The organism is Bacteroidales bacterium, from assembly GCA_014860585.1.
Lineage (GTDB): Bacteria > Bacteroidota > Bacteroidia > Bacteroidales > 4484-276 > RZYY01.
Map to the genome: position 1 here is coordinate 60,156 of JACZJL010000098.1, position 21,003 is coordinate 81,158.

Consider the following 21,003-nt stretch of genomic DNA (forward strand, 5'->3'; position numbering starts at 1 on the left):
TGTGCCAAAAGGACCTCGAAGCGTTTGTTAAATGTGAACCATCAACTCTCCAATATCAGAATAACATTTCAAAAGATCATTGCTGCAGCATTTGTTGCAGCAATGATCTTTTCATGTAAAAACGACATGAAAACGATCTCTTCATTTACAATCGAGGAGAATCCTCCTGCTGAAACAGCAAAGATGGTTGAAGTGCTTTACAGCGATTCAGGAAAGGTACTCATCAGGCTCGAAGCCAAAAAGTTAAACCGATTTTCTACAGACGACCCATACATTGAATTCCCTGAAGGGTTAAACCTTTATTTTTTTGACTCACTGATGAACGTAAAAACAACCCTGAGCGCTAATTATGGCATTAGTTATGAAAAAACAAAGATTATGGAGGTTAAAAACGACGTGGTGATAAACGATTTTGAAAAGAAAGAAATGCTGAATACTGAGCATTTGATCTGGGATCAGCGACAACAGAAAATCTACTCCAATGTATTTGTCAAAAGAACAAGCCCTGACGGTGTGCTTTATGGTGACGGCTTTGATGCTGACGAAAGCCTGAAATCATACACTCTGAGGAATCCAAGAGGAATTTTTACCATTAAAGAAAATGAACCTGAATAATGAATGATTATGCCTTTATTATTGGAGCTCTGCTGCTTTCAGCTTTTTTTTCAGGTATGGAGATTGCATTCATTACTGCCAACCGTTTAAAAATTGAGGTGGACAAGAGCAATGGAATCCTGCCTGCTAGCATACTTTCAACTTTTATCCGTATTCCTTCAAAGTTTATCGGAGCCATGCTGCTGGGCAACAATATCGCTTTGGTAGTGTATGGCATTTTCATGGCAAGAATACTCGAAGCGCCACTGATCAACTTTTTACCCCTATTTTTAAAATCCGAATTTTCAATCCTGCTTTTTCAAACTATCATAGCAACCCTCATTGTTCTTTTTATTGCTGAATTTATCCCAAAAGTACTTTTCAGGATTAACTCCAACCAGATACTCTATGTTTTTGCCATTCCAGTTGCAATTTTCTATTACCTCTTCTACCCTGTAATTCATCTCTTTATCGGATTTTCTGAATTGGTTCTCAAGAGTTTCATCAAAATCAAGTTTTCACGGGAACACCTGGTCTTTAGTGTTATTGATCTGGACCACTACCTTAAGGAATTCTCAAAGGATTACGACAGTACCCAGGAAGTGAAGCAGGAAATCCAGATGTTTCAGAATGCGATTGATTTCCGCAGTGTTAAACTGAGGGAATGCATGGTTCCCCGTACCGAAATAATAGCGCTTGAGGAAAATGACAGCGTTAGCAGGCTGCGCGATTCATTCATCACCTCAGGGCATTCCAAAATCCCGATTTACCGGGATTCGATTGATAATATTATTGGTTACACGCACTCGGCTGATATGTTTAAAAATCCTCATTCCATAAAATCAATCATGCGGAGTATTATTGTTGTGCCCGAGGCTATGCTGGCCAATACGGTGCTTTCAACTTTTATTCAGGAAAATAAAAGCATTGCGGTAGTAGTGGATGAATTTGGGGGTACGTCAGGGCTGGTCACCATGGAGGATGTTATCGAAGAAATCTTCGGCGAAATAGACGATGAATTTGATGTAGAAGAACTCACCGAAAACCGGATCAGTCAAAATGAATATATTTTCTCGGCAAGGCTCGAAATTGATTACCTGAATGAACAGTATTCATTAAATCTTCCCGAATCAGAAGAATATGAAACCTTAGCCGGACTAATTATTTACTACCATCAAAGTATCCCTGAACTTAACGATATTATCCACATTAACAATCTGGAATTCAATATACTCGAAGCAAAGGAAAACCGGATTGAAACCATAAAACTCATCGTTAAGAGTGATAGTGAAAACTAACTAATTCCGGAATTAAGGAAAAAAAATTTCCCCGTTTCATTATCTATTGTATTTTTGCACCCTTCAAAAAAAATTGATCAAATGGCAGTAATAGGACAAATCAGAAAACATTCAGGACTACTTGTAGTCATTATTGGCGTAGCGCTGGCGGCTTTTGTTCTGGGAGATTTTATCAAACCCTCTCAAAACAGGCCAACAAGTGTTATTGGTGAAATTGACGGAACTGAGATACCAGCTCAGTCTTTTAACGACAGAGTTGCCGAACAACTCCAGAACAGGCGGGACCAGCAACAATCCGAGCGCATAACGCCTCAGGATGAATTTCAAATCAGACAGCAGGTTTGGAATCAATTGATCGAAGAGGTCATCATGGGTAATGAATTTGAAATCGTGGGATTGGCCGTAACCAAAGAAGAGTTATCAAACGAAATACTTGGCGAACAACCGAACCGATTAGTGCAACAATCATTCAGAGATCCTAATTCAGGAACATTTAATCCTGAAGTGGTTCGTAATTTCCTGCAAAATCTCGATCAGCAGAACCCTGATATGAAAAGGAGATACCTCAGCCTTGAGCGAATGGTTAAAGACGATATCATCAAAACAAAATACAGAAATCTATTATCAAAAAACTATCATATCCCTGAAGCTTTTGCAAAACTTGATCACCAGACCAAGAATAAAAGTGCTGATGTCAGATTTGTTGCACCTAAATATGCCGCAGTAGCTGATTCACTCATCACAATCACGGATAGTGATTTGCGAAGTTACTATGAAGAGTTTCAGTATAATTACAAGCAGGAAGAGACCAGGACACTGGATTATGTAATTTTTGAAGTTCAACCTTCTGCAGAGGATCGTCAAGCTGTAAAAAATGAAATTGACCAGATTTATACCCAGTTTCAAAACACAGAAGACATTGCTGCATTTGTTAACTCTGTTTCAGATGTAAGGTATGACAGTACCTACCGTAAAGAAGCCGAATTACCGGTAACCATTGCAAGAGAACTAATGGAATCGCCAATCGGTACAATACTCCCGCCATTTTCAGAAGGAGAGACACACTATGTTGCAAAAATTGTTGACAGGCAATTGCGTCCCGACTCAATAAAAATGAGCCAGTTGTTAATTTCATTCAATACAGCCAGCGCCAATTTCAAACTGAATGAACGTACTGAGGACCAAGCAAAAGCACTGGCTGACAGCATCTTAAATGCACTGAAGAAAACACCGGTAAAATTTGAAGAACTCGCTGTCAAGTATTCTGACTACCCTTCGGCAAAAGAAGATAAAGGTGATTTGGGATGGATTACCGATGGCGATCCGAGTTTTGCTAATTTCTTTAAAGAGGGCGTTGTTTTAAAAGTAAATGAAGCAGGAAAAATGGAAACCGGATTAGGAATCCATATCCTTCTTGTCGCTGAAAAAACTAATCCCGTTGATAAAGTTAAAGTTGGTTTGGTCACACGTACGATTGAACCCAGCAGCGAGACGTTCCGTGAAATCTACAGGCAAGCCAGCAAATTTGCCAGTGAAAACCGTACCCTCGCCCAGTTCGATACAGCCGTTGTTAATCAAGGCTTAAATAAACGGACTACTGAACGAATTAACAAAATGACCAATCGCATACCAGGGATCGAATTAAGTAGCAGACGACTCGTTCAGTGGGCTTTCTGGGAAAACACAAAAGTGGGCGATGTTTCAAGTATATTTGAAGACGAAAAACTGTTTGTTATTGCTGCTCTCCGCGAAACGAGACCTGAAGGTTCTACACCATTTGACCAGGTTAAAGAACAAATAAGACCTTTAGTGCTAAATCGGCTGAAAGGTGAATACCTGACTAAAAAGATCAACGATATGACTATCAGTGATCTTGGTGATTTGGCAAGACAAATGAATGAAAGAGTTGATACTGCAAGGAATCTTGCGTTTTCAGCAAGAAATATTCCTGGTTTTGGAAGTGAGCCAGCTGTAATAGGTAAAATTTTTACCCTTGAGCCTCAAAAGGTTTCTGCACCTATTGCCGGTAACACTGCGGTATTTGTTGCTATCGTTGATCGTTTAATTCCGGCTTCAGAAACAGCTGACCTTAGTACAACAAAATTCCAGTTGAAAAACTCATTTGATTCAAGAGTAAATGCAAATGCATATCTCAGGGCATTGGAAAAAGAGGTTAAAATTGAAGATAACAGAATGTTGTTTTATTAATTTTTCTTTTTCATAGCGCAACAAAAAATGGGCTTGCTTTTCACAGAGCAGCCCATTTGTTTTTTACCTGAGAATACTTTTGATTTTCTTACTCAACAGTTACCGATTTAGCAAGGTTTCTTGGCTGATCAATTTCACAATCGCGCATAACTGCAATAAAATAGGAGAGCAGTTGCAAAGGGATAACTGATAGTAAAGGTGAGAGGATCTCATCAGTTTGTGGAATTTCGATTACATAATCCGCCAGTGATGAAACTGTAACATCACCTTTGGAAACAATGGCAATCACCTTTCCTTTACGGGCTTTTATCTCCTGAATGTTTGATACCACTTTCTCGTATGTTTCGGAGTTTGGGACGACGACCACAACCGGCATTTTCTTATCAATAAGTGCAATTGGGCCATGTTTCATTTCAGCTGCAGGATAACCCTCAGCATGGATATAGGAGATTTCTTTCAGTTTTAACGCCCCTTCAAGTGCCACCGGGAAATTAATCCCTCTTCCCAGGTAAAGAAAGTTCCTTGCATAAGTGAACACACGCGACATGTCCCTGATTTTTTCACTCAAGCTCAATGCTTCTTCAACCTTTGCAGGGATGTTATCCAATTCAACCAGCAATTGCTGGAAACGAACAGTTGAAATTGTCCCTTTCTTTTTGGCTAAAAGTAGTGCCATCAAAACCAATACTGTGACCTGTGAAGTAAATGCTTTGGTAGAAGCCACCCCAATTTCCGGACCAGCATGTGTGTAAGAACCGGCATCAGCAGTACGGGCAATGGTTGACCCCACAACGTTACAAATACTGTAAATCAGGGCGCCTTTCTTTTTGGCTAATTGCATTGCAGCTAATGTGTCAGCTGTTTCTCCGGATTGAGAGATAGCTATTACAACATCTTTCTCGGTTATGATCGGGTTGCGATACCTAAACTCAGATGCATATTCCACCTCTACCGGAATCCTGGCTAATTCTTCAAACAGGTACTCCCCAACAAGTGCAGCATGCCATGATGTCCCGGCTGCCGTAAAGATAATTCGGTTGGCTTGCATGAAACGACTCTCAAAATCGATAATTCCAGCCATTGAAATCGTATCTTTTCCAACGTTCACACGACCACGAATGCTATCACGAATGGATTTGGGTTGCTCAAAAATTTCTTTCAGCATAAAATGATCAAACCCTCCCTTTTCTAGCGCACTTAAATCCATTTCAAGTTTTTCGATAAAGGGGAGTTTTTTCTGATCCGATATAGTAGTAATCTGAAGTTCTTCACCCATCCTGATCACTGCGATCTCTTCATCATTCAGATAAACTACCTGTCGTGTATGTTCAACAATAGGAGAAGCATCCGAAGCCAGGAAGTACTCTCCTTCGCCAATTCCAATGACAAGCGGGCTGCTTTTACGTGCGGCAATGAGCAGATTCGGATCATTTTTGGATAAAATAACAATAGCGTATGCGCCTACTACCTGGCTCAAAGCAAGTTGAACCGCCTTTACCAGCTCAATATTTTCGTGAAGCTGAAGGTATTCGATAAACTGAACAAGTACTTCACTATCAGTGTCGCTTGAAAACTCAACACCAATATCTTTCAATTTCTTTTTAAGCAGGTGATAATTTTCAATGATGCCATTGTGAATCAGCGCAAGGTTTTGAGAATGTGAAAGGTGCGGATGGGCATTGATATCGCTTGGTTCGCCATGGGTTGCCCAGCGGGTATGAGCAATACCAACAGTTCCTTCAATGTTTTTGTCCTTAACAAAAACTTCCAGTTCGCTCACCTTCCCTTTTGTTTTATAAACATTGATTTTACCATTAATCAGCGCAATTCCTGCGCTGTCGTAACCTCTGTATTCGAGACGCTTCAAACCATTAATCAAGAAAGGGTAGGCTTGCTTTGGACCTATATAGCCAACGATTCCACACATAATTCAGTTGAGGTTTAGTTTCCTATTTTCGTGTAAATAATTTTCAGTTTAATTCTCTGGTTAAACTGTTCAATAGTTTCAGGGTTGTAACCATGTAAGAGTACCCGGTTAGGTGTTAATGAAGCACCAGATACACCCATAGAGAACGAAGTGTTTTCATCGGTACCGGTGAGCATCTTCTGAATTTTCTGCGTAATCCGGAAAAAGTATTCGCCACTATTTTTTTGATAGTACCCGCCGAAATATCTTGTTCCTTCAAATTGGTCCGGAATAAAATCAAGACTTCCATCTTCATTCAGCTCAAAGAAAAACAACTCTGTGGGCGGCAATAAACTGTTTGCTGTATCACTGTTGTAAAAAATCAATTTTGCTTCATTAAGTGCAATGCTCTGGTCCTTAACCCAATCTTTTATGTAAGGGAATGAAATCTTTGCCTCAACCCCCCCGAGGGATTGGATATAAAAGCGTTCAGCTCCCAGCAAAGTATCACCACTTAATTGCGCCTGAAAGTCAGGATCACCCAGACTGTAATCGTGATTAAAGTTCATAAATCGCGCACATTGTGCGCTAATTGGGAACATATAGTTTGTTTGCTCACCATCGTCATCTTTAAAATACAACGTCAGCCTTGAAGGTATGGCTAATAAATCAAAGAATACAATCGCCCCTCCGGCAGATACCGGTTCGGGTTTGATGTATAATCCTTTCATGAAAGCAAGGAATCCATTAACAGAATCGGTGGCATAATCAGGAGCATTCAGCAGACTTTCTCCAAACTCATCGCTGAGACGCATACGGAGTTGAGGTTTCACCAGGACAGTATCAATCATCGTACTGTCAGTTGGCCTGAAGTTAATATTGATATTTGCCAGTTCTGTGGGTTTAACTGCCACATTATAATTTGAATAATATGAAGTATCGAAGACCAGATCCTCGTTTAATTCATACACTTTGATGTTTTGAAGGGTTGTCGTATCGCCATATGCAGCCAGTTGATTCCCAATAGAGGTCGTAATTGTTGTGTATTCAAAGGAAAGCACAACCGAGTCTAAAACAGGGTTTTCTCCAAAGTCGAGTGTGGAGGTCGAAAGCCTGACCTGGGTAGCAATACTCACTGTATTGAGGCCAAAAACAGGATCTAGGTAGCTGCCAAGCATGCTTCGGGTTGTTTCATCTGTTTTGATCGAGTCAGCAAAAACAGAATGTACAAGCACTGTCGTAGTATCGCTGGTATAAACGATTAGCTTTTCCTGACCTGGCAATATTTCAATGCCAATTTTATTGGGATCGTCTTCACATCCGGTTATCAGTGTAACAAGTAAAATCGTCGTAAGAGCTAATGACAGCCATTTTAAGTTATTGAACCGGCAAGGCCGGAAAGGTCCGAGAATGAGATTCATTAATCTTTTTTATTTTTCAATAATTTATCGTAAAAGTCGCTAAAAGCCCCAATATAGGTTTCTTGATCATGGTACTCAAGCAAAGGCTTTTCAATACTTCGGGCAAAATCTTCCAATTCCGGATTTATCTTTTCACTACCAATAACGATGGCGTCAGCATATCTCATGGCTGATTTGGCTAATTTAACGTGATCAGGGTTACGGTAATTCTTCAGGTCCACCTCCTTGATCTTGTCAAACTTTAGCTTTTTAATTAAATCCTGACTCAGTTTTTCTTCGAAATCATCATCGTAAAGTGAATAGACAACGGTAGAATAGGAAAACAGCGGATTGTCCTTAAAAGCTCTTTTAATATATAAAGGAACGAGACTTGTGAACCAGCCGTGGCAGTGAATGATATCGGGAGGCCATCCCAGTTTTCTGACGGTTTCGATCACACCCCGTGCAAAAAAGATAAGTCGTTCGTCATTATCTTCAAAAAACACTCCGTTTTTATCCCTGAAAACGGATTTTCGGTGAAAGTAGTCTTCATTGTCAATAAAATAAACCTGCATCCGTGCCTGCTGTATTGAAGCTACCTTGATGATGAGCGGATGGTCGGAGTCATCAATAATCAGGTTCATACCCGAAAGTCTGATCACCTCGTGCAACTGATTGCGGCGCTCGTTGATGTTGCCAAATTTTGGCATAAAAGTTCTTATTTCCTTACCTTTCTCCTGGATTCCTTGTGGCAGAAACCGGCCGATGTTGCTGATCGGACTCTCTTTGAGATAAGGCGTAATCTCCTGCATTATGTACAGAACTTTTGTTTTTTCTATTTTAGAAATCATATTGATTTGATTGCAATTTGCAAAAGTATATAAAATTTTACTATCACTTGAGCAAATAAAAAAACAAACTGCCTGTTATTCGCATCTGTTCAACATGTTAGCCTGGATAAAAATTAATTACGTCTTTAACAAGAATTGCTTTATCCTGTGCGGGTAACTTTTGATTTGACAATCCAAACAAATTAGTTTAATCTTTTAATATGCTGAGTAAAGTTACCTGGCAACTTCAGTCATGAAACTTGTAATGAAAGCCTGGTCATTCGATCAATGACAGATTTCTGATCAAAACTCACCTCCTCCAAACACCAATAATTTTAGAAAAGAAGATTTTGGCTGATTTTTCTTCTTCCTGCAAACCCTTGTCCTATCAGGTTTTAACAATTTTTATCAGGTGATAGTTAAACACTTAGACTTACTTTCGCAGTTTATTTGAAAAAATGATACACATATCAATTACACCCCGATGATAAAGAAAGAAATAGACTTCAGTACCCTGGACGGAAAACGTTTTTATTACAGCTTTTTGGCGGGTTCTCAGCGATTATTCGATAACCAGGTGTTGCTCAACAAAATCAATGTATTTCCTGTAAAGGATGCCGATACGGGAACTAACCTGGTTTCAACCGTTCGCTCTATTATTGATTCGATCATTCCTTCCGACAATTTTTCGGTCACAGCAAATGCCGTTGCCGATGCGGCACTCGTTGGCGCCAGGGGAAATTCAGGAATCATTTTTGCCCAGTTCTTATATGGTTTCAGCAGTGAATTCAGTGATGAACAAACCATTGATATCAACAGGTTTTCAGCCGCCATTAACAGAGGAGTGCAACAATCCTATGAAGCCATTTCGAACCCGGTTGAAGGGACCATGATTACCGTGATCAGGGAATGGGCAGAATATATCCAGAAAATAAAAGACAAATTCGACAACTTTAACCAGCTGATCGCCGAATCCTATACTCAGGCTAAGCAATCGCTGCTTGAAACACCTGAAAAACTTGAAGTGCTTGCAAAAGCCAAAGTGGTGGATGCCGGCGCCAAGGGTTTTGTGGTTTTCCTTGAAGGTATGATTGACTTCTTCAAACACGGGGAAATAAAAAAGATCATTGGAGCGCGTAATGTGATTAAAGTGAATGCGATGGAAGGAATTCATGATCATGAGAACATTACCTATCGTTTTTGCACCGAAGCCATGCTGGTAGGTGAAAATATTAACCGCGAAAAACTCCGCAGCAAAATTGATCATCTTGGTGATTCACTGGTAATCGCAGGGTCGCCGAAAAAAATGCGTATTCACATTCATACCGACACCCCCGATAAATTATTTGCCAGGGTCAGCCAGTTTGGAAGTATCACTTTCCAAAAGGTAGATGATATGGTGATGCAAATGGATATCGCCGAAAACCGGAAATATCCCATTGCCATCGTCACTGACTCCACCTGCGATCTGCCGCAGGAATTCATCGAAAAACACCAGATCGTTGTCGTCCCACTTTCGGTTCATTTTGGCGACACTTATTACCTCGACAGGCTAACCATCAAACCTGACAGGTTCTATGATCTGATCAATACCTCACCTCAGTATCCAAGCACTGCCCAGCCATCGTTCAAGGATTTCAGCAATACCTATAATTACCTGAGCACTCATTATGATTCGGTAATCGGGATTCACATCAGCGAAGCCATGAGCGGTACCTGCTCCAACAGTCGTAAGGCTGCAAAAACCATCAGCAGCTTCACCAAAAAACCAATTACAGTCTTAAACTCCAAAAGGTTGTCATGTGGATTGGGCTTAATCGTGTTACGCGCAGTGGAAGGGCTCCAGGAAAAAATGACACATGAAGAGCTGGTTAAAAATGTTGAACTTTGGTCTGAAAAAACAGACATCCTCGTCACAACCAAAACCATGAAATATCTTGTAAAAAGCGGCAGGGTAAATGCCATGAAAGGGTTTGTCGGTAAGTTTTTAAACGTTAAACCGATTATAACTGTCAACAACGAGGGTAAATCTGAACTTTTCGGGAAACCTTTTACTGAAAAGTCGAGCATGAAAATGGCGATGAAAATGGTGGATACAAAATTGAGTAAAAACAAACTCTGGGGCTATGCCATTTCGCACGCCAACAACCCGGATACAGCCGAGTGGTTCACTAAAGAGATGTTGCAGCGAACAGGGATGAGTCCACGGTTCATCAATGATGCGTCACCTGTCCTTGGGGTGAATACGGGACCTGGCGTAGTTGCCTTGTCGTTGATGTTTGAGTAGGAAGTTGGCTGGTTTACCGGAAAGATAGCGTGAAGTAAACAACGCTACTCGTACCTTAATGATTCTATCGGATCTAATTTGGCGGCTTTTAGTGCCGGGAGTATTCCAGATAACAGCGCAACACCAAAACATAATGCCACTCCGATTCCTATCCAAATCCATGGAATGATGAAACTGGTACTTGTAAAAATGGAAACCACATTGCCGGCGAGAATTCCCAGTACAATACCAACTATACCACCAAGCTGGCCGATAATTACAGACTCTACCAAAAATTGGTTTCGGATGGCGATACTTGTGGCTCCCAGTGATTTCCGGATGCCAATTTCACGTGTGCGCTCAGTAACCGACACGAGCATGATGTTCATCAAACCAATAGCAGCGCCAAATAAAGTAATAAATCCAATGATGAGTGCTGCCATTTTGATCTTTTTGGTGTTCTCGTAAAGCATCTGTAGCAACTGGTCACTTTTGGTGACATCGAAATCATCTTCCTCGTAGAGTTTATTTTGCCGGATCACCCTGAAAAGACCTGAGGCTTCACCAATCGCCGCATCAATATCCCGAAGGTTTTCGGGCATCACATTGATGCTGTAGGACATATTGGGACGTGAAAAATAGTGCCTGGCGTTGGTGATAGGTATAATCAGCTGCCGGTCTGGAGTAAAACCCATCCCTGAACCTTTTTCTTTAATCACCCCGATAACCCGGTATTTACCAGACCCAACAGTAATGAATTTATCTAGGGGTTCTTCCTTATTTTTGAAAAGATTTTTGGCAATTTCTGCACCGATAATGGCTACATTTGATCCTAAAAGGATTTCCTGCCAGCCAAACGACCTCCCTTTCTCGAGTTCCAAACCGGCAGTGATCAGGTAGTTATCATCGGAGCCTAATACCGAAATATTGGGATTGGTGGTTTCAGATTCATAACGCACAGTGGCTGCCCATGTGGCATAGGTGTAAACCGAAACAAAAGCCGGATACTCAAAACTCTCTTTGAAGTCCATAGCCTGTTTGAATTTAATCGGCTCATAGTATTTTGCCTTCTGGGTATTATGCCCCATTTGCACGCGCATCGAGCGGTTTCTGATCGAAAAAGTGTTTGATCCCATCATCATCAGGTTTTCGGCAAAGCTTTTTTCCAACGCATCTATAGCAGTTGAAATACCTACCAGCGCCATGATCCCGAATGCTATAATGAGTATTGTAAGTATGGAACGCAGGATGTGGCTGCGGATGGCTTCGACAGAGATTTTGACATTTTCAAGAAGAACCTGGTTTCTCATTGGATCAGATTTTGCTCATCTATTATTTAGCGCGTTTAAAGTGATTAACGCAACTTATTTTCAATTGTTGGTTTGCGGAAGATTTTCTTTATTGTGCTTCCATCGTCTGTGCGACCACAGCCAGTATTCAGGTTTCTCACGTATGGTTTCTTCAAGCACCTCAACAACTCTGGTGATAATATCGTTTTCGGTTGCTTTGGCCGGCTCATCGAACAAAGGGAAAAACCCGACGGTATAGTATCCGCGTTTAACTTTTTGTACTTTCATGTAAATAACAGGGTGGCCAAATTTTCTGGCAATCTTGGCGGGTCCGGTATAAAAAGGAGTCTCGCGGTTCATAAACCGGATCCAGAAATGGTAACTACGCGGTGGCGTTTGGTCAACTAAAAATGAGGTAATGATCCGGACTTTTTCCTTCTCTTTTTGAATAACCAGCCTGATCACATCATTCATCGGTAAAGCAGCCATTTGCCACTTTGTGCGAATGGAAAGCAATAACTGGTCAAACTTCTCATTTCTCAAAGGTTTGTAAATAGCATAAGGTTCGTGCCGGATTTTTGATGTGCAATTTGCCACCCACTCCCAGTTACCGTAATGCCCAAGGACTAAAACCACACTTTTACCTGCTTCATAATACTTGTCAAAAAGGTCTGCATTGATGTATCGAAACCGCTTGTCAATCTCCTTCTGGCTAAGATGGATTAATTTGACCGATTCGATTAGAAAATCGCAAAAATGATGGAAAAAACGTTTGGAAATGGCTTTGATTTCGTCCTCCGGTTGATCAGGAAATGCATAACGGAGGTTATCCTGAACCACCTTTTTACGGTAACCTATGAGATAATAGACGACTAAAAATGCAAAGTCGGAAAATATGTACAATATCCGAAGCGGCAGCAGGGTAAGGAGCCAGATAAAGGCGTAAACAATATAGAAACCACCAGTTTTCATTACCTGAAACCAACTACAGTTTATTTCCAAAAGCGAGGTCGCCTGCGTCGCCGAGTCCCGGCACAATGTAAGCCTGGGCGGTCAATTCGTCATCAATAGCGCCAACCCAAAGCGTTATTTCGCTGCTTGAGAAGTTTCGTTTGATATAATTCACCCCCTCAACACTGGCAATAATGGCGATAAGGTGGGTGTGTCGGGGTTTTTCATCTTCAATAAGTTCCCTGTAGGTAAGTGCCATCGACATGCCTGTGGCCAGCATCGGGTCAACGAGGATGAGGTCTCGATCTTCGAGCGAGGGTTTTGAAACATATTGCACATGCACTTCAAAGGTACCGTCTTTGTAATATTTGCGATAGGAAGAGATGAAAGCATTTTCCGATTTGTCGAAAAAACTAAGCATGCCATGATGAAAAGGCAGACCCGCCCTGATGATGGCAGCAAGCACGGGATATTGTTTCAATACACTCATTTCGGCTGTGCCAAGCGGAGTCACAACCTCTTTGGTTTCGTATTCAAGCTTTTTGCTGATTTCATAGGCAAAAATTTCGCCAATGCGCTCAAGGTTTTTCCTGAACCGCATCGCATCCTTCTGTAACTCAACATCCCTAAGCTCGGCGATAAACTGGCTAAGCAGTGAATTCCCTTTTCCAAGATTGATTACCATAATGTTAGCATTTTGCGCAAAAATAGGTTTTTATTTAAACCTTACACCAATTTTCTCTTAAATCTTTCCTGTCAATACCCGCTTGCTTACCCAATGAAAATTCCTCTGCGGTTCTTTGCGCCTACTTTGCATTACGCTGCGATAAAAATGATTTTTAACCGCAGAGATTCGCAGAGTTTATACGCGGAGAGCCGCAAAGTTTCAACTTGTCAACCGCTCGTTTTAATGCATCTAATACAAGTAAAACATTAAAATTTAGCACCACTATCCCACAATAGTTTGTTAATCCGCTACGCGGAAAACATACTTATCATTAGCATTGTTCTATAATACTTTATCCACTACGTGGAATTCGTCGTAGACGATGAAGTGTTGTAGTAAAAAAATGACCCCAATTGGCTTCCTACCTCGTAGAGGTTTCACCAGGCAAAGTCTTGAACAATTTTCCGGACAGCAGTGAAAATTAATCAATCAAACAAATATGACTATCCGCTTGGCTACCTGACGATCATTCCTCTGCGGTTCTTTGCGCCTACTTTGCGTATCTCTGCGTTAAAAAAGGTTTAACCGCGGAGTTTTTACTCAGAACGCCGAAAGTTAAATCTTTTGCCACATCCATTGAAATGGAATTTATGGCTAATCATCAGCATGTTAGGCAATGTTAACCAGGAATTCTCGCAAGCTTAAAATTAAATTAATCCTTGATTAGAAATATATGTCGTATGTTTGCGTCATAATTTTTACCAGCATGACCTATTCCAAAGCAAACAGATTTGATGATGAACTTCAGCAACTGGCGAAATATGCCAGTGTGCTTTCCCATCCTGCCCGCCTGGCGATTTTGAAATTTCTAGCCAGTTGCGAAACCTGTATTTCGGGGGATATTTCCCAGGAGATCCCTCTCAGCCGAACCACGGTAACCCAGCATCTTACCGAACTGAAGAAAGTCGGACTGATAAGGGGAGAAATTGATGGGGTAAAAGTGAATTACTGCATTGACAGGGAAGCTGTTAAACAGATGATTGAAGGATTTACTGCTTTTTTCGGAGAGATTTCACAAACAAAACAACTGAATTGTATCAACACCAAATAAAATCACAACCCAATGAAAATACTCATATTATGTACCGGTAACTCCTGCCGCAGCCAGATGGCTGAAGGCTTTTTTAAATCTTTCGATCCGCGTCTCGAAGTTTACTCCGCCGGAACTGTACCTGCCGGCCAAGTCAATCCTTACGCTGTGAAAGTAATGAATGAGATAGGAATTGACATTTCAACCCAAACATCGGATCACGTTGACAAATACATTGATCAGCCCTTTGACTATGTAATTACCGTTTGCGATGATGCCAACGAAAAATGCCCTGTGTTCGTCGGGCAGGTTAAACACAGGCTGCACATCGGTTTTGATGACCCGGCCGACGCCACCGGCACGGATGAGGAGATTTTACCGGTTTATCGCAGAGTGAGGGATGAAATCGGGGAAACGTTCGAAAAGTTTTTTAAAGAAGAAATTTTAAATCAACTCTAATGGAAAATATTAAAGAAATCGTAAAAGAAAAATACGGCCGGATTGCAGCAATGTCGGACGACTCAGGAAGCGGGGGCTGCTGTGGCGGTTCATCATGTTGCGGATCAGCGATGGATTACACCGTTTTCAGCGAAAGCTATGAAACACAGGAAGGCTATCACGCCGATGCCAACCTGGGATTGGGATGTGGCATTCCGACTGAATTTGCCGGTTTGAAAGCGGGGGATCATGTGCTTGACCTGGGCAGCGGCGCCGGAAATGATTGCTTTGTTGCCCGTGCAATAGTTGGAGCAGGCGGCAGAGTTACAGGGCTTGATTTCTCAGAAGAAATGATCACAAAAGCCTTGAAAAACGTTGCAAAACTTGGCTTTGAAAATGTGGTTTTTGTCCAGGGGGATATTGAGGAAATGCCTTTCACCAATAGCCGGTTTGATGTCATTTTATCCAACTGCGTACTCAACCTGGTTCCGGATAAATCAACGGCTTTCGCTGAAATGATGCGGGTACTTAGGCCAGGCGGGCATTTTTGTGTATCAGATGTTGTAACCAAAGGTGAGTTGCCCCAAAGCGTGAAAAATGATGCCGAAATGTATGCAGGGTGTGTGGCCGGAGCCTTGAATATGGACGACTATCTGCAGATCATCAGGGATGCCGGATTTGAAAATACCCAAATTCATAAGCAAAAGAAAATTGAAATCCCTGATGAAATCCTGAAGAACTATCTTTCGGAAGGCGAAACGCTGGCTGAGATGAAAGATAACACCGGGTTATTTTCAATTACGGTTAGTGCGCACAAATTGAAGGAATCAACCCAAAATTGATCGAAATGACAGCTACTAAAAAATCCATCGGCTTTTTTGAAAAATATCTTACATTATGGGTTGCCCTTTGCATTGGTGGGGGAATATTGATTGGCAGTCTTGCCGGCGATAGCATCAAAGTGATCAGTAATCTGGAAATCTCGAAAGTGAATATTCCGGTAGCTATCCTGATCTGGCTGATGATCTATCCGATGATGCTTCAGATTGATTTTACCAGCATTAAGCAAGTCGGCAAAAAGCCGCTTGGCGTCATTTGGACGGTGATTATTAACTGGCTGATCAAGCCGTTTACGATGGCCTTTTTTGCCTGGCTGTTTTTCTCAAAACTGTATCAGGCCTACATTGATCCTTCGTTGGCTGGGGAATACATTGCCGGCGCCATTCTGCTTGGTGCCGCGCCCTGCACTGCAATGGTATTTGTGTGGTCGTACCTATCTGACGGCGACCCCAATTACACGCTGGTACAGGTTTCGGTGAATGACCTGATCATTCTGGTTGCTTTTATCCCAATCGTAGGATTGTTGCTTGGGATAACCAATGTAGTGATCCCTTATGGTACACTGGTGGCCAGCGTGGTGATCTTTGTTGTAGTGCCTTTGGTGGCGGGGGTAATTACCCAGCGCATTTTACTAAAATCGAAAGGAGAGCAGTGGTTTAAGCAGGAATTTCTTCCTAAACTGAAGCCCGTAAGTATTTTGGCGCTGCTGATCACGTTGGTTTTGTTGTTTGCTTTCCAGGGGCAAAACATTCTCAACAATCCGTTTATCATCTTGCTTATTGCCATTCCTTTGGTCATTCAAACCTATTTTATATTTTTCCTTGCCTGGTTTGGCGGCAGATGGATGAAGCTGAAGTATAGTATCTGTGCTCCGGCAGCCATGATTGGCGCAAGCAACTTTTTTGAGTTGGCTGTGGCCGTTGCCATCGCATTGTTCGGGCTTCAATCGCCGGCAGCGCTGGTTACTGTGGTGGGCGTGCTGGTAGAAGTGCCTGTGATGCTTTCGCTGGTGGCACTTGCCAACAAGTGGAAATATTAGTTCGAAAGGTTCAGCCCTTCGAGGGCCGATGCATCGTTTGGTCGAATGAGCAATGCTTTGTGAAATAGGGCATGCGCCTCCTTTTTCTTTCCCTGGCGCAGATGAACCCAGGCAAACATGTGAATGGCGTCGTAGTCGAACGGGTACATATTGGCAATGCGTTCAAAATATTTGAAAGCGGTGGCGTAATCCTCGCGGTAGTAATAGATCAGCCCCATTCTGTAGTTGGTCAGGGAATGGTTGGGGTCAATTTTCAGGATTTCATTGTATCGGGTCACCACATGATCCCAGTTGCCCATAGCCGATGCCGGCAATGCAAAACCCAGCCTGGCTTCGATGCTCATTGGCATCAACTGGATGGATTTGTTGTAATAAGCTGCGGACTCAGTAAATGAGCCGTTGAGGTACGAAAGCCAGCCCAATCGGATGTTAATCGGATAGGACATTTCGTCGTACCCGCTTTTCAACACATCAATGGCTTTGCTGTAACTCCCCTCCGTCTCCAGTTTGTAGCTGGTTGCAAACGCATCCTGGAGTTTCTTTTCATTTTGAGCAGATGATGACCATGAAATGGTGATCATCATAAAAAGTACGATGATTGCTGTTTTTAAAATTTCCATTTTATTCCTCCCATAATATGATGATTATCATAACTGTATGTTTGAAACCTGTAAGACTCATAATCCATAAATCCGAGGTAACTGTCTTCGTTTTGAATGAAACTGTAATCCAATTGCAAAATTACTTTTTCGCTAATGAAAATGATTGCTGACGCGGTTGACCTTGAAACAATATTTCCGACCGAATTAAAAACCACCAGGCTGGTTTCGTCGTGCGCATTCTTCAAATGGCCGAAATGTGTGCTGCCCTGCAACCAGAGACGGGAATGAACTTTGCCGCCGATGGTTTGCTTGAAATGGAAATTCGTTTCCTCATTTTCCATGAATACCGAAAAAGTGGAAAAAGCATACAAATTAAGGTTTCCTGCCGGATAAACCCCTGCAATGAAAGAGCTTTGCCATTGATTCTCCCGGTTCAGGTCCGACCGGCTGATAGCAGCGCCAAGGCTCCAGCGCGGCAATTCCCTGAAAATCTTCAACCCAACAATATAATCCGTGTAGGTAATTTCTTCATCGGCAAAATTATAGGCATTCAAATCGTTGTCGTAAGAAACAATTACCGGGCGATCGTTCACATTGATCAGGTCAACTGCAGGAACCAGGTTCCATCCTTTGGCAAGACGAACGGGAAATCTTCCGACAACATGATGTTGATTAAGAGTGTATTTATTTTCGAGTGTATCAACTCCATCCATGACAACTCTCTGGTGCTTGCTCACCTGCATGTTGGTGTAACCGGCATACCAGCGCAGGTAGTTCGCCGGCGAGAAGTTCAAACCCGCATGGATGTATGAGATATTCCCGGTTCCGATCACTTCGCCATAAATATTTGCTTCGCCGTCAATATCCAGCTTGTCAAGTGCTTCTTCGTTTCCCGAAAAGGCATGGCCATAAAACAAAGAAGCACTGTTAACCACTTTTCCGGCAACTACCGTTGGATATTCTTTTGAAAGCCATGCCGCTTCAACCTCCATCCCACCCCACTCCAGGCATTTTTGCAGGTAATCAAGAGCAACAGCATCCCCTTTATTGAATTCGAGCGTTTTTTCAAAATGAACCGCAGCAATCCGGTAATTTTCGAGGTTGAAAAATGCAATCCCGATTCTCATCCGCAAATAGTAGTAATCCAGCCCCTGATCCAGGGCTTCATTGCCTGCTTTGGTCAGCGCTTTCCATTCTGAGTTCAGGTAAAGGTTGTAAGTCAGGCTGTCTGCATACTGAAACCCGCTTTTTTCCTGGCCAAAGGTTTTTGCCGGAGAGCACATCAACATCACGCCAGTCCAGATGGTGTAAAACAGCAATCGCAGAATAAATAACTTATATCTTGATTTATTGATGGCCATTACGATTTAATTTCATTTGCACTGATGGATACATTTTTCCCTTTCGCTGTGAAACGCTCAATCCGGCCATTGCCAATAACCATAGAGAAATCAATCCTTTCCAACTGCTTTTTCATCGCTTTCAGGCTCGTGGATGAGGAAATGCTGATGCTCGACGAAACGAAGTTATCTTCCAGCTTCAAATATTTCAACTCAAAATCTGCCTGCATAAAGATGCGGAATGGTGCAATAAAATCCTGAAGGAACAGCATCACCCCGTTTTTGAATGCATTCAGCGGGTAGACATCTTTCACTTCGAGATTTTTGTAAAAACCCAGCACGATTTTATAGGCGCCCAGGTAGAAATAATAGAGGAAACAGTCCTTCCTTCCCTCGAAATGGGTAAAGTAGAACAGGTTTCCTTCGTTGTAAAAATAGGCTTTTGATCCGGTTTCCCTGCATTCAAGGTATGTGTAGTTGTACATATCAGCCTTCACGTCCCAATTGACCAGTTTTATTTTGCCCCCATTTTCGCTCATTTCAAAAGTAATGGCCTGCCCGGGAATAAAAGCAAATGCTTTGGCGAGGGAGTCATTTTTCACTACATTGGTCACTACCTGATTTTTTGCCGGTCGCTCGTAGGTTTTTAGCTCATACCCGTTTTTGGTTTTCAAGAGATAATTGGCTATCGGAAAATCAATGGTTTTTGCACCGATAAAGGGGTCGGACTGGATTTGAAAATGAAGGTGAGGCGCAGGCGAACGGCCTGAATTTCCACTGTAAGCAATTACTTCGCCCCGCTTTACATAGGCCCCTTTAAAGGTCTTGATGCTGCCCGGTTTCAGGTGGCTCACCTTTGAATAGATAGTTTCGGTATGTTTGATCACAATGGTATTCCCCCAATTGTTCCCAAGGTTCATTTCACCAACAGTATTATCCGGAACGCCATCACGGATTTCCTGCACCAGCCCATCGGCGGGCGCCAGCACAGGTTTTCCGTAACAGTAATAATCATTAACCGTTGAACCATAATCCGAATACACTTTTCCATCTTCACCTGTAATTTCAAAATCCCACGCATGGCGCCACTCCTCCTTGTGTGTATGTTCGCCGTTATGCCCCTGGGTCACTGTCCATTCGTCGAGGAAGGGGAGAATGATGTGAATGATCGCTTTGGTATCGAACCTCGATTTGTAGTTGTGCTGAGAATAAAGATTCCGCTCAGGTGAAAAACGCTGAACAATCACCAGTTCAGGTTTGAAGAATTGACGCTCCCTTAATTTTAAGGCATACAAAAACACCAGCACCACCACATTGAAACCCAGCGAATAAATGGGCAATTCAATCAAATCGAAAAAAACACCTGAAGAGCTTATGATGATAGCGGTAATTGGAGTGAGTAATATCACCCACAAAAAAGCCCATCGCGAGGGCACGATGTAAAAACCGCCAAGGCCGATGGCCGTAAAAATGAAATTGAAACCGATGTAACTGTAACTTAAATCGGTAAGATCAGCGCCCAGTGCCATATAAAAAAACCAGGCAGCAAAAAAACCTGTGAGCGACAAAAGGAATGCAATCCTCGAATAAATCAGCAAACCGATGGCTATAAGCATTCCGGCCAGCAGGTTATACTGAAAAAAAATGGCGGCCAGCGACTTGAAATAAACAAGAATTGCGCTGTGTACCGGCAGATCGTTGACCCAGTAATAGAGGTTGACCATTTGCATTCCGCCATACCTGTAAATCTCCGTCAGTATAAACAGGCCACGGTCACTTGAAGTAAGAACAGTGAATTCCTTCGAAGCAAGACTCACCATCCAGATGCCGAATAGAAACGGCAAACTCATGTATGGCAGACCGTATTTCCAGAAAATACCCTGGAACCAGATGGTAAGGAAAAAGGTAAACAACGAGGCAAAAATGACCACAAGGAAGAATTCGATGCCCGGCTGGTAAAACAACCCCATTCCCAGTCCGACCATCAGGCTGTTGAAGCCATAGTATCCCTGGGATACGTGGTTTTTGTTAAACCCGATCAGGATGGCAGCCAGGTTGGCTGTGGTTACTGCAATCAGCCCGCTGAATCCTGCATTCCAATCGAAAAAAGAAACAAGGATAAGGATAAACGCAAAGATTTTTTGCTTGGAAAAAAAAACCTGCGAGTAGCTCAGAAATATCCCTTCAAGGAAAAACAAAACCGTTGCTTCTTCGATTTTTTTGTTCATCGGCACGAAAGTAAAAC

General features: G+C 42.2%; 17 protein-coding genes. 8 read left to right on the forward strand and 9 right to left on the reverse strand.

Annotation, left to right across the window (positions count from 1 at the left end; all coding sequences use genetic code 11):
* Nucleotides 1–33 precede the first annotated feature (33 nt).
* The 3 genes from lptC to IH598_10045 all read left to right on the forward strand — a co-directional run bounded on the left by lptC (nt 34) and on the right by IH598_10045 (nt 4,100).
* Nucleotides 34–615 (forward strand): LPS export ABC transporter periplasmic protein LptC, encoded by a 582-nt coding sequence (gene lptC / locus IH598_10035; GenBank protein ID MBE0638847.1) that lies wholly within the window; start codon nt 34–36, stop codon nt 613–615.
* On the forward strand, nt 615–1,892 hold the full coding sequence (locus IH598_10040; GenBank protein MBE0638848.1) for an HlyC/CorC family transporter: 1,278 nt from the start codon (nt 615–617) through the stop codon (nt 1,890–1,892). Before lptC ends, IH598_10040 begins: the two co-directional genes overlap by 1 nt.
* 81 nt (nt 1,893–1,973) lie before the next feature.
* Entirely contained in the window at nt 1,974–4,100 is a 2,127-nt protein-coding gene (locus IH598_10045) for a SurA N-terminal domain-containing protein (GenBank protein MBE0638849.1), read from the forward strand.
* A gap of 88 nt (nt 4,101–4,188) precedes the next feature.
* On the opposite strand, the gene glmS is transcribed toward IH598_10045, so the two are convergent.
* From glmS to IH598_10060, 3 genes are read right to left on the reverse strand one after another with little or no spacing between them, the layout of a single operon-like run.
* Nucleotides 4,189–6,027 (reverse strand): glutamine--fructose-6-phosphate transaminase (isomerizing), encoded by a 1,839-nt coding sequence (gene glmS, locus IH598_10050; protein ID MBE0638850.1) that lies wholly within the window; start codon nt 6,025–6,027, stop codon nt 4,189–4,191.
* Between the two features lie 14 nt (nt 6,028–6,041).
* Entirely contained in the window at nt 6,042–7,427 is a 1,386-nt protein-coding gene (locus IH598_10055; protein ID MBE0638851.1) for a DUF4270 domain-containing protein, read from the reverse strand.
* The gene (locus IH598_10060) at nt 7,427–8,257 is read right to left on the reverse strand and encodes a glycogen/starch synthase (GenBank protein ID MBE0638852.1); all 831 of its coding nucleotides are present in this window, start codon (nt 8,255–8,257) and stop codon (nt 7,427–7,429) included. Before IH598_10060 ends, IH598_10055 begins: the two co-directional genes overlap by 1 nt.
* A 463-nt stretch (nt 8,258–8,720) precedes the next feature.
* On the opposite strand from IH598_10060, the gene IH598_10065 reads away from it, so the two are divergent.
* A complete protein-coding gene (locus IH598_10065) occupies nt 8,721–10,523 on the forward strand; it encodes a DegV family EDD domain-containing protein (protein MBE0638853.1) in 1,803 nt (600 codons plus the stop codon).
* 44 nt (nt 10,524–10,567) lie between these two features.
* Here IH598_10065 and IH598_10070 read toward each other — a convergent pair whose 3' ends face one another.
* The 3 genes from IH598_10070 to upp are packed head-to-tail and all read right to left on the reverse strand — an operon-like array spanning nt 10,568 to nt 13,427.
* Nucleotides 10,568–11,812: an ABC transporter permease gene (locus IH598_10070; protein ID MBE0638854.1), complete on the reverse strand. Its 1,245-nt coding sequence runs from the start codon at nt 11,810–11,812 to the stop codon at nt 10,568–10,570.
* Between the two features lie 60 nt (nt 11,813–11,872).
* Nucleotides 11,873–12,763 (reverse strand): lysophospholipid acyltransferase family protein, encoded by an 891-nt coding sequence (locus IH598_10075; protein ID MBE0638855.1) that lies wholly within the window; start codon nt 12,761–12,763, stop codon nt 11,873–11,875.
* Nucleotides 12,764–12,776: 13 nt separating this feature from the next.
* Complete coding sequence (upp, locus tag IH598_10080; protein ID MBE0638856.1) at nt 12,777–13,427, reverse strand: uracil phosphoribosyltransferase; 651 nt, start codon at nt 13,425–13,427, stop codon at nt 12,777–12,779.
* 748 nt (nt 13,428–14,175) lie between these two features.
* Here upp and IH598_10085 point away from each other — a divergent pair.
* The 4 genes from IH598_10085 to arsB are packed head-to-tail and all read left to right on the forward strand — an operon-like array spanning nt 14,176 to nt 16,816.
* On the forward strand, nt 14,176–14,520 hold the full coding sequence (locus IH598_10085) for a winged helix-turn-helix transcriptional regulator (protein ID MBE0638857.1): 345 nt from the start codon (nt 14,176–14,178) through the stop codon (nt 14,518–14,520).
* A gap of 12 nt (nt 14,521–14,532) precedes the next feature.
* A complete protein-coding gene (locus tag IH598_10090) occupies nt 14,533–14,958 on the forward strand; it encodes an arsenate reductase ArsC (protein ID MBE0638858.1) in 426 nt (141 codons plus the stop codon).
* Nucleotides 14,958–15,779, forward strand: coding sequence for an arsenite methyltransferase (gene arsM / locus IH598_10095; protein ID MBE0638859.1), 822 nt, complete (start codon nt 14,958–14,960; stop codon nt 15,777–15,779). The genes IH598_10090 and arsM overlap by 1 nt, the downstream gene beginning before the upstream one ends.
* Nucleotides 15,780–15,784: 5 nt before the next feature.
* Nucleotides 15,785–16,816 carry an ACR3 family arsenite efflux transporter gene (gene arsB / locus IH598_10100; protein ID MBE0638860.1) on the forward strand — a complete coding sequence of 344 codons (1,032 nt, stop codon included), beginning with the start codon at nt 15,785–15,787 and terminating at the stop codon, nt 16,814–16,816.
* Here arsB and IH598_10105 read toward each other — a convergent pair.
* From IH598_10105 to IH598_10115, 3 genes are read right to left on the reverse strand one after another with little or no spacing between them, the layout of a single operon-like run.
* Nucleotides 16,813–17,436, reverse strand: a complete 624-nt coding sequence (locus IH598_10105; protein ID MBE0638861.1) for a tetratricopeptide repeat protein — start codon at nt 17,434–17,436, stop codon at nt 16,813–16,815. The genes arsB and IH598_10105 overlap by 4 nt on opposite strands.
* Nucleotides 17,424–18,779, reverse strand: coding sequence for a hypothetical protein (locus IH598_10110; GenBank protein ID MBE0638862.1), 1,356 nt, complete (start codon nt 18,777–18,779; stop codon nt 17,424–17,426). The genes IH598_10105 and IH598_10110 overlap by 13 nt, the downstream gene beginning before the upstream one ends.
* Nucleotides 18,779–20,986 (reverse strand): urea transporter, encoded by a 2,208-nt coding sequence (locus IH598_10115; GenBank protein MBE0638863.1) that lies wholly within the window; start codon nt 20,984–20,986, stop codon nt 18,779–18,781. Before IH598_10115 ends, IH598_10110 begins: the two co-directional genes overlap by 1 nt.
* Between the last annotated feature and the right edge of the window lie 17 nt (nt 20,987–21,003).